The sequence below is a fragment of the Psychrobacter piscatorii genome (genome assembly GCF_001444505.1).
Taxonomy (GTDB): domain Bacteria; phylum Pseudomonadota; class Gammaproteobacteria; order Pseudomonadales; family Moraxellaceae; genus Psychrobacter; species Psychrobacter piscatorii_B.
Genome location: NZ_LNDJ01000108.1, coordinates 1 through 10857 on the forward strand (window position 1 = coordinate 1; position 10857 = coordinate 10857).

At 45.8% G+C, this 10857-nt stretch carries 4 protein-coding genes and 2 pseudogenes; 2 read left to right on the top strand and 4 right to left on the bottom strand.

Going from position 1 to position 10857, the window contains the following annotated elements; translation table 11 throughout:
• A pseudogene (locus AS194_RS11780) lies at nt 1–424 on the top strand (IS3 family transposase); the annotation flags it as partial.
• 20 nt (nt 425–444) lie between these two features.
• On the opposite strand, the gene AS194_RS11785 reads toward AS194_RS11780, so the two are convergent.
• Both AS194_RS11785 and AS194_RS11790 read right to left on the bottom strand, forming a co-directional pair.
• Nucleotides 445–1320: an IS3 family transposase gene (locus tag AS194_RS11785; RefSeq protein ID WP_227511647.1), complete on the bottom strand. Its 876-nt coding sequence runs from the start codon at nt 1318–1320 to the stop codon at nt 445–447.
• Nucleotides 1317–1628 carry a transposase gene (locus tag AS194_RS11790; protein WP_058025686.1) on the bottom strand — a complete coding sequence of 104 codons (312 nt, stop codon included), beginning with the start codon at nt 1626–1628 and terminating at the stop codon, nt 1317–1319. Before AS194_RS11790 ends, AS194_RS11785 begins: the two co-directional genes overlap by 4 nt.
• Before the next feature lie 69 nt (nt 1629–1697).
• Here AS194_RS11790 and AS194_RS11795 point away from each other — a divergent pair.
• Nucleotides 1698–1928, top strand: a pseudogene (locus AS194_RS11795) (IS3 family transposase); the annotation flags it as partial.
• On the opposite strand, the gene AS194_RS11800 reads toward AS194_RS11795, so the two are convergent.
• Nucleotides 1916–8686: a hemagglutinin repeat-containing protein gene (locus AS194_RS11800; protein WP_058025688.1), complete on the bottom strand. Its 6771-nt coding sequence runs from the start codon at nt 8684–8686 to the stop codon at nt 1916–1918. The pseudogene AS194_RS11795 and the gene AS194_RS11800 sit on opposite strands and share 13 nt — an antisense overlap.
• A gap of 200 nt (nt 8687–8886) precedes the next feature.
• The gene (locus tag AS194_RS11805; protein WP_058025689.1) at nt 8887–10677 is read right to left on the bottom strand and encodes a ShlB/FhaC/HecB family hemolysin secretion/activation protein; all 1791 of its coding nucleotides are present in this window, start codon (nt 10675–10677) and stop codon (nt 8887–8889) included.
• Nucleotides 10678–10857 lie beyond the last annotated feature (180 nt).

The following is a 10857-nucleotide window of genomic DNA, read 5'->3' on the forward strand; positions in this document are numbered from 1 at the left end:
ATCACTTTCGAAGTTGAGAGTGGGGTTGTATATGGTAAGAAGCATCAAAGAGGAACACGGCATCAAATGCCGTCGTCATAAGCGCTTTAAAGTCACTACTGACTCAAACCACAACAAGCTGGTCTATGACAATGTTTTAGATCAGAGGTTTGACGCTAAGCGTCCTAACGAAGCATGGGTCAGCGACATTACCTATATCTGGACTGCTGAGGGCTGGTTATATTTAGCTGGAGTGAAAGATTTATACACCAAAGAGCTTGTCGGCTACGCTATCAATAAGCGCATGACCGCTGATTTAGTATGCCGTGCACTCAATATGGCAATCAAGAACAAACGACCTACTCAAGGACTGATTGTTCATTCAGATAGAGGTAGCCAATATTGTAGCCATGCGTACCATAAGATTATCGAGCAGCATAAGTTTACATGTAGTGGTCAACTAATTTAGGACAGCTGATAAGAGGTTTGGTTAAAATAACGTTTCTCTTTCTCTGCTGGTGATAAATAATCGTTAAATGCATGCGGTCTCACGGTCTGATAATAGCCCCAGATGTAATCAACAATGGCGCTTTTAGCCTCAGCGATATCCTCATAACCACCCTTTGGCATCCACTCTGTCTTAAAGCTTCTGAAGAATCTTTCGATCGGCGCATTATCCCAACAATTTCCACGACGGCTCATGCTTTGCGTCATATCCTCACAACTTGCCACGGACTCAGCGAATTTTTTACTGGTGTAATGTGTCCCTTGATCAGAATGAAACAGTACCCCGCTTGGCCTTAATCGCATGTGATATGCCATTTGCAGCGCTTTACTTGTCAACACGCTGTCAGGGGAATCTGATACGGCAAAGCCAACCACACGGCGGGCATATAGGTCTAACACCACGGCTAGATAACTAAAGCCGCCTTTGATGCGTATATAAGTCACATCCCCTGTCCAGACCTGATTAGGAGCAGTTGGAGCAAATCTGCGTTTTAGAATATTGTCATGAGCTTGGTGTTCTTCATCAGCATGCTTATATTTATGTGTTTTTAGCTGGCAACTGATGAGCCCCATACTTCTCATAATCTTAGCAGCTAAGTAACGTGTCAGCTTAATGCCATGCTCATTCATCAAGATAGCAGCAATGCTGCGAGCGCCAGCTGATTGCTTTGAGTCATTAAATATTTGGCGTATTAAGGCTTTAAGCTTGACCATTTCAATATTTATCGGCTTTGGCTGCAAGCCATAGTAATAGCTACTCTTAACCATGCCAAACAGGTCACACAATTGAGTTTTACTCATCTGTTTGTCTTGCTCTGCCAGCTGACTTATCAGCGATAGTCGCTCAGACTGTCCAAGGCTAGCAGAGCTGAAGCCTTTTTTAAGATGTCGCGCTCCATAGTCAGCCGTTTTACTTGTTTACGCAGTTCTTGGAGTTCTCGCTGTTCATCGGTTAAGGCATTGCCGACTTTAGGTGCTTGTCCACCCATTTCTTGACGGTACTGACTCAGCCATTTCTGTAAGGTGGATTTGCCAATGCCAAGTGAATCAGAAACATCGGGGATGCTACGGTTGTGATCAGTGACTAAGCTGATGGCTTCAAGTTTGAATTCTCGGGTATATTGGTTGCGTTTGTTGGTCATACTAGTTTCCTTCTTTGGGGTAGTATAAACCTCTTATGCACTGTCCAAGTTTATTATGCCACTACAACAGGCTCAATGAGCGGCAAAGGTAATTGCTATGACAACGCACCTATAGAAAGCTTCTGGGGCGTCTTGAAGAATGAACTAGTATATCATCAAGATTATAAAACGAGGTTTGCAGCCACTAGCGATATCATTGGGTATATTGAGCTGTATTATAATCAGACTAGGATTCAAAAGGGCTTGGGCTATCGAGCGCCAAGACAGGTGTGGTTTGACTACTATCGTCAGGCTGCGTAATTAAAATCTCCCAAGTTTGGTTCTACGGATTTGACAGCATGGGTCACACCGCTTGCCGTCCCTTTAGCGATACTTTCACTCATACCGCTTGTAATCAGTGACTCTGCTATCTTATCTTGCAAGTTATTAAGCGTTGGAGCAGCGGCAGCTACGCCACCTGTCGTTAATGCACCCTCGACACTACCTGTACCTAATGCACCAAGCGCCGTATGAGCAGCGACACGATAGATTCCGCCTTCATCCCATTTGGCAATAGCTTCATTTTTCTCCGCATTACTAAGCGTAGTGTCAGCTATGATCGCTTTGATTCGATTATTGGCAAAGTCCCCAACGGCCTTCGGTGCTTCCTTGCCAAACTCCTGCGTAATCTGCGTCTGCGCCCCAAGCTCCTCATTGACTCGACCAGCATCAAAGCTATTCTCAAGGATGCCTGCGTACTCTGCGCGGTTGTCTGTCGTGATGTCTTGACTGCCTGCAATACCTGTAATACCAGCGCGCGTCACACTGCTGTCACTGTCGCTATCTGTGCCATAGCCTAAACCATTCATACTGGCTTGCGGTTTATTATCGGTTTGACCGATGCTGAGTCCTGCTTGAATAGCATCACCGTCATAGCTGGTTGTATTATTAATATCTTGCGTGTCTATACCGTCTGCACTGGTGTAACGGTTACGTCCTGCGTCACGAGCGGCTTCGGTGGTGGTAATCGCTCCGCCTATGAGCGTTGTTTTTCCTTTAGCAGTGAGATCAAGACCACCATCGCCTGTGAAGATGCCTGACTGCTCACCAACCCCTTTATAGTATGCATTTAAGTCAGCCTTACCTCCATTGACGGATAGGCTAGAGCCTGCACCTTTTAAATCAAGGTCAGCACTAAAGCCCATGTTCTTTTGCTTGCTGTCATAGGTAGCGGTGTCTTGTAGCGACTCTATGTTGACATCGCCACCAATGGCGCCTTGGGCACGATTTGTATTAATCACGCCGCCTTTGATATTGACATCATTGCCGATATCAAAGGTGGTGGTGCCGCCAACGTTGATTTGGCTGTTGGCATAGGTGGTGCTATCGCTGTTGGCATAACCTTTGCCACGACTGGCGCTGGCAGTGATACCTGCACTAGTGTTTTGACCAAAGCTGGCATAACCCCCTATGGCGGTACTTGAGCTTTTATTATTACTACGCGTGTTGCTGTTCTGCGCGACACCATTAACGTTTAAGTTATTGTCCGCTTGGAACAGCGCGTCATTACTGACAGTTAGATTACTGCCATTGATGTTGATATTGCTATCTTTACCTGCTCCTGTGGCGATAAGCGCGAGGTTGTTGGTATCAATACTTGAGCCTTGGCTCTTCTCCGTATAGCTACTACTGTTTGATTGGCTCTTTTGACTACCGATAGTGGCTTGGATACGAGTGCTGCCCACTCCATTTTGAATACTACCAAGTGTTTCCTGTGCTTGCTCTGCAAGTGCTTGTGCTTTTAAAAGGCCGCTGATCGCTGCTATACCTTTCATACGTGTACTGCCTGTGTTACCAGCAGCCTCTTCTAGATCTCTAATAGCGTTGACATTATCCACTAAACTATTAGAAACAGAAACAGTCAGACCCGTCTGCTTAAACTTTTGCTCGCTTTGACTGGTAGTGACATTCATACTATTGTCAATATTAATGTCTTGCGCGCGTACCACTGCATTACCACGGTTGGCATCTTTGATATCTTTACCAGTGTCAGCGCCCATACCTGCGACAAGGTTGCTACCAGTCTGTTGATAGGTGTGCCCCGCGTCAATGATGACGTTGCCATCAATCGCACCTACTTTACTGGCGCTATGAGTAAGCGCCGTTTTGGCATCACTGTCATCGGTTTGTTGCTTACCGATGGTAAAGCCTAGACCGCCACTTGTGCCAAACAGTCCTGATTTTTTGGTTTGACTAAACGAGCTTTCACTAGAGGTATTTTCAGCCGCTAGAATGTTGACATCACGGCCTGCGGTGAGCTGGGTGCCGCGATCACTGATAGCGTTGACGGCTGTGAAGTTAATGTCTTGTCCCGCTTCCACGATGACTTTATCGCCTTCAATGTTACTGCTGATGGCGTTATCGCTTTGCATGTCATAGCGATCTTGAGTGGTGGTTTTACTTAAGAAACCCTTATCAGTGGTTTTCACCGCGGTACTGAGGTTCTGTTTGTTTCTTCCTTCCGTAAAATCGACATTGCCGTCAGCTAAAATACCAACCGTGCCATTAGCACTGGTTATTTGGCTGGCAACTCCTGTGATATTTTTGCCTGCTTTAAAGATAAGGTCATTTGTACCGCTAAGTTGACTGCCGATATCAGTAGATTCACCTTGCTTAAAGTAGTTATTGGCATCACCAATACTATTGGACTGGTAGCCCACGTTGACAGCATCAAGCTTAATATCGCCTTTGGTGTCAATGACACTACGGCCTCCTTGATTGTCAAAGCGTCCAGCAGCAAAGGTGGTGTCGCCATCGATATTGGCGACAAAAGTATTCAATGGGTTACCGTTGTCATCTACCTGATCTTTGAGACCATCACCGACATAGATACTGGCTATTTGGCTAATGCCAGTACGTGTACTGTTGCTAGCCCCTTTGACAGAACTGGTACTGTAGGTAAGGCTTTGATTGTTCAATTCACCACCCACATCGAGCTGCATGGCACTGTCTGCGCCGATAGTGGCACCAAGGTTGTTTAAGTCGTTAGCCGTGCCAACCTGGACGTAGTTACCTTTGATCAGACCACCATTCGCATTGGTCAAGTTTTTTGCATTGATGTTGAGGCTTTGATGACCCACAATATTGCCTTGGTTATTCAAGTCACCTGTCAGCTGCATATCAATACGGTTAGCCGCAATTAAATTGCCTGTACCATCAATTTGACCAACCGCTTGACTGGTATAGACTTTGGGAACGAGCACCTTTTGACTGCTACCATCATCTAACGTAATGCTCTGCTGTACCAGCCAGACGATGTCAGTGGTCAATTTGGCGACTTGGTCATCAGTGAGCGCAATCCCTGGACGTAGGTTTAGCGTCTGCGCAGTGGTGATACCCGCATCCATAAGCCCTTGGTACTGCGCGTCTTGATTGCTGTAGTCTTCTAGGTAGTAGCGACCTGTCAGCATCATGATTTGATCACGGATATACTGCTGTTCATAGTAGCCATCACCGAGACGCTTTTGCGTGATATTAGGGTCTAGCTGTAGCCGCTCTAACATATAGTCAGATGACAGCCAGTTTTTATAGTTGGCAAAGGCAGGATCGGTCTCAATGAGGTAATCGGCGCTGCTATCTGGATTGGTGCTATACAGGCTGCTGTTTGGTAGCGTTGGCGCGTCATTACTGCTACGAATTTCTTCCGTCGGAATATTGCTGGTTTGTGGCGCGTTACTGTCCGTCACCTCATAAGCCACGACGGTTTTGTCTATATTTTGGTTTAAAATAGGGAGCTGGTAGCTATCAATTCTCTCAGGCGCTTGCACATACGCACCTTTGTCATCTTTTTCAATTTTATGACTGCCACCAAAAAAACCATCAGATTCAACATGTCTATAGGTCATTTTACCATTTTCGATATATTTGGTTTTATACCCCTGCAGATCTTGTTTACCAACATTATTGACGGTATCTCCTGTCACTAGAAAACCATCGCCCAGACCAATCTGGCTTTTATCATTATTTAATTGATCACCGATAAGCGTAATGACACCACCAGATACGATTCTGGCAGGGTCTGATACTACCGTTCTATCTTCTGTAATACGTTCATCAAACTCAAATATCCAAAAATTTTCGCCACCGCTTTCACCTAAAGGTTTATCAGTCGCAATAACATAAAGATCCTCATCATCAAGCTCTTTGTCATCACGCAATTCAACTTCATTTTCGTTATATTTTCTGCCATTTTTGCCATCAGCGAATTGTTTTTTACCTTCATGTTCTTCGATGGTAAAAGCTTGAGTCACAAAATCCGCGTTCACATTATTGAGCGTGTCCGTCGTGATACTCATATCCCCTACCGATTCGATAGAAGCGCCTTTATTGGTGACGGTGGTCGCACGGCCTATGGCTTGATGCTCAGCATCTAAGCTGCCACCAATATGTAGCTTGCCATTACTCAGTATTTTGGCCTGACCATTAAAGTCTGAGTTAAATTTGCCTGCGCGTGCCTGGTTGGGATCATTATTTAAGCTCACAACGCCAATATCAAGGCGAGTACGTGCAGCAATTACTGGTGCTGGGGCGGTTGTACTGGCAGTTATAGCACCAGTCACAGCATCAGGGCTATTGTTCAGCGTCTTAGCTGATATGGCAATATGGTCACCAAAGATACGACCATTACTGCGGTTGTTGACACGATCTCCAGCTGTAAGATAGGTGTTTGCACCATTGATCAAACCGCTATTATCAATATCTTTTGCCGCATTAAGTGCTGTTGTGCCATTGCTAATCAGCTCAGCATCTTTTTGGTTACGGATACTTTGTGCGTTGATATTGAGCGCATTTTGTGCAGACAACGTATCTGAATTGGTAAAGTTACCTTGCGTCTTTATGGTCAGATTACCCGCTTGTATATCACTATTAGTACTGTTGATAACAATATCATCAAAGACATCGATAGTGGCGCGCTCAACACCAATCATGGTGCCGCCCGTATTGCTATAGCCTTTAGCAGCCACATTGAGGTTTTGATTGGTTTTTATATCACCTTTGTCATTAATAAGCATGCCATCGGTATCAATACTGAGATTGCCTTCGCTGCTGAGTAGCCCTTGCATGTTGTCTAGCGCTGTACTCTTGATACGAATACTGTCGTTGGACTGTACCTTGCCTTTGGTATTGTTAAACTGGCCCACTGCTTGCAAGTCAATTTTACCTGATGCCGCAATAATCCCGTTCTGATTGTCAATGCCATCAGCGGACTGGATACGGATACTGTTGGTCGCGGTAATCTGACCTTTGCTGTTATCGAAATTTACCAATTGCCAATCAATTTGATCGAGTTGCAAGCGACTGTCAGTATTAGAGGCGCTACCATTATCAGCGATATTCAGAGTAGTGACCGCTAAGCTAGATTTATTTTGGTTAGCCATACTATCGGCTGCAACATTGATCTTACCATTACTATAGATACTGCCCGTATTGGTGAGATTATTTACGTTGATACTGCCATCACGCGTCACACTTGGTAATGGTGTCGGATTCGGCTCGGATGGCTGACTGTTATCATCAGTACCCACACTGCTGCCGTTGTTGGCAGTTGTCGGCGGGGTTTTAGAAGGCGGCATACTGGGCGGCGTGCTCGCGTCCGCATAGAGGTCTTGACCAATAATACCGCCTTGCTTATTGATTAGCTGAGAGTTATCAATGGCAAGCTTACCTGAGCCAGTTTGTAGCAGTGAGCCGCTGTTATTCAGCGTAGCAGATTTTATGTCGAAACTGCCTGCCGCAATCTCACCTGAGTTATTGATAGCGCCTGTTTGCTGTAGTTGTAACGTATCGCGGCTACTGATTACACCGCTGTTATTTAGGGTACTGCTATTCAGCGTAGCGGTCTCACGAGAACTTGCAATCGTCCCTGAATTATCAACATCAAAGCCTTTGGTGACGATGTTAACTTTACCTTGATTGGCAATCAGACTGCCCGAATTGATCAGATTGCCATTGTTATCGAGTTGCAGACCGCCAGCGCTTGCCACAATACTACCAGCATTGGTGACCCCCATGCCTTTATCGGTACCGATCAGACGGATCTTCCCTGCATACATCGCACCTAGGGCTGAGACATCCAATGCCACACCCGTGGTTTGGTTACTATTATTTGCAGCGTTCTTAGAGGTAATAACAGTATCTTTGGTATCTTCTTCATAACTAACTTGATTACTGCCCGTGATAACATCTAGATTTTTAGCGTAGACTCCTGCATTAATCTCGGTGGTCTTAGCGATAATCTGCGCATAATCACTACCTAGGCTGTCCATACCATCGCCATCGATACGAACCTTCCCACCTGTCACATCAAAGCCAGTGAGCTTGCCTTGATCCATCAGGGCTTGACCTGTCGTCAGTGTGGTACGGGACGCATTGATAAAACCGCAACCAGCACAGGTAATACCAGCAGGGTTGGCAATCACCAGCTCAGCTCGGCCACCTGCGATCTCGGTATAGCCGCTGAGACGGCTGGGATCGCTTGAGTTGACCTCGTTTAGAATAACGCGAGCCTCACCGCGTGCCAGATATGGGTTGCCCTCTACCCAACCCGCAAGCTGCGTCTGCGCATTTTTACGGCTGTTGTTTAGGATAGCGCCATCTTGACCGACATCAAACTGACTAAAGACGTTTCGTGAGACCCCAGCTTTACTTGGCGTCTGAATATTGACTTGGGTTGTGCCATTGGATGATTTTAGTATGGTGGCTTGCTGAGCGGCAGCCGCGTTGCGATCAGCGACAATATTGGTGCTATCAGCATAGGCGTTATGACTGACACTACCAACCATGGTCGCAAGCCCTAGCGCTAGCAGCATATGCGCACGCAGGGGCATAAACCTGCCGCCTTGATAGTAGCCCTGCCCATGAGCTGACCCTAATGTCTGCGAAGTCCCTGCTACTTGGCCAATAGTGCTGCCACTGTCCGTAGGATTACTGGTTTTACCTTGAGAGCGTGCGGCCTCTGACACCACCATGAGCATTCCACGGGCTTTGTTAAAGATAACTCGGTAGCATTGAGCGTTCATGGTGATGTCCTTTGAGATAATTTTTTATACAAGAAACGCCAATCTCAACTTATCGTAGGCTTTTGATTTTTATAGAATTTAAAATTCTAATTGTTTTAACTGAAATTTTAAAAACTAAGTAAACCAATACCTTAGAAAAATAAGTTGAGAGTGGGGTACAAGAAGTTTGATAGTAAATATAATTTTGACAACGATATAATTTAGTACTGCCATCCTAGGCTAAAGCCAGTGACCCATTCTTTATCGCTAAAATTGTCAGGCTGGGCCAGTGGATAACCGGCAAATACGTCATAACTGGTTCTAAACGGGGTGATATAACCTTTTACCCCGACGACGCCGCCAACCAAATGATGACCGAGCAGCAAATCATCTTGCTCATCATTATCAAGCGTCACGTACCCTGCATCGACGCCTGCATAAACGGCATGTGGCTTATCACCAATATAAGCACTCAGCTCTTGTCTTAAGATGGCACCATGATCCCCGCTCAAGCTGCGCTCACCATCGAAACCGCGCACACTATAACGACCACCGATACTTAAGCGATCATTGGGCACCAGTGCCTCAGTGGCATACTGACCTTTAAAGGTCGCATGATAATTTAAGGAATTATCTGCAAGCTGAATCGGCTGGTTGACATCCACACCTACCTTTACAATACCTGCGCGCGCACTACCTTCATTAAATAACGCCTCAGGCGGGTCGATGGCGTCAAATGCACCCGTACCGCGTTGATATATCACATCGCCAATCCACTGGGTTTTCCCAATGACCGTCTCATAGCCGACTCCCGCTTGATAGCCTGCGGTGCGGCGCTTTTGTACTTCAACCTCGGTGTCATCGATAAAGTTGCTTTGCTGCTTGGCAAAGCCGCCTGCTTTTAGATAGGTTTTGCTGTGATTATCACGATGCACCAAATGACTAACGATCACGTCAGTATTGTAAGATTCGCCACTATAGACGTAGTCTTGATTGACGCCAGCGACTGTTTGATCGTAGTTGTAGCCACTATGGGTCAGTGTTAGTTGGGTATTATCAAACGGCAACACATAACCGATGTTGTAGCCCCAGCTACCATCACTCTTGTCATTACCACCATCAAGATCATGATTATAAGAGAGGTATAACAGATCGTTGTGCCACGTTGGGTTGTCGAGTGATAGCGTCACATTGCCTTGATAGACGCCTGTGCTGTCTTGACCTGAGTCATCTACCGTTGCCGATAGACGCCAGCGCTTGCCCTGCTGCCATTTGACTTGAATATCACTATAGCCAGGTGTTGTCATACGACTGCTTGGAGCAATAGAGAAATCGGCGTCAGCGGTCGGTACACGTTTGAAGTTCTCAAGCGCCTGCTCGATGTCGCGTACATTGAGCAGATCGCCAGACTTCATTGGCATGGCAGGGGCAAAGTTGGCAGGGTTACCACTGTTATCGATATAGATAGGGCGAGTAGATTGAACATCGGTGGCAACAATCTGATCAATACGACCAGGAATGAGGGTTAGGAATAGGTTGCCTGACTTGAGGTTTTGGTTTTCTACCAAGACGCGGGTGGTGACATAACCTTTTTCAATAATGCGGTTTTGGACGTTGGTGACCAGCTGATTGATGTCATTGGCGGACAGGCAACTGCCTAGTAAAGAACCGCTGCCTGTCGTATAAGGCATCAGGGCAAAGGTGAACTTGTCGCTCAGCTCACCTGTTAGGTAAATATGATTGATGTCGAAACAAGCGGTTGAGGCGGGATCAGTACTCTGAGGGCTGGCTGATACAATAGGAGCTGAAGGTGCTTGTTGATAGGTATCGGTGTTTATATTGACATTGGGCTTGATCAGTTGCTGCTGTTTTAACGCCTCACTACGCTGCTCTTGGTATTGTTCCGGTGTAATGGCATGAGCGCTCATAGTAACCATAATACTAGCCACACTAAGTGATAAAACACTCAACGCATGATTTGTAATACGCGCTTTTGAAATATCTGTATACATAAGTTCACCATTTTTATAATGGTGGATTATGCTACCGACTGATGTTCAATGCAAGCTGTTTTGTATTCATTAGCTCATTGTTTTGATATGATTTTTTAGAATAACCTTGTAACTATCCCCTAAAATAGCACAGCTCAAACGTAGAATTTCTTATAAAATACCAGCAGGAGTTTTGATATG

Bases quoted from the DNA above. Each gene is read 5' to 3' on its own strand.
- AS194_RS11800 (WP_058025688.1), bottom strand. From the start codon at position 8,686: ATGAACGCTCAATGCTACCGAGTTATCTTTAACAAAGCCCGTGGAATG.
- AS194_RS11790 (WP_058025686.1), bottom strand. From the start codon at position 1,628: ATGACCAACAAACGCAACCAATATACCCGAGAATTCAAACTTGAAGCC.
- AS194_RS11805 (WP_058025689.1), bottom strand. From the start codon at position 10,677: ATGTATACAGATATTTCAAAAGCGCGTATTACAAATCATGCGTTGAGT.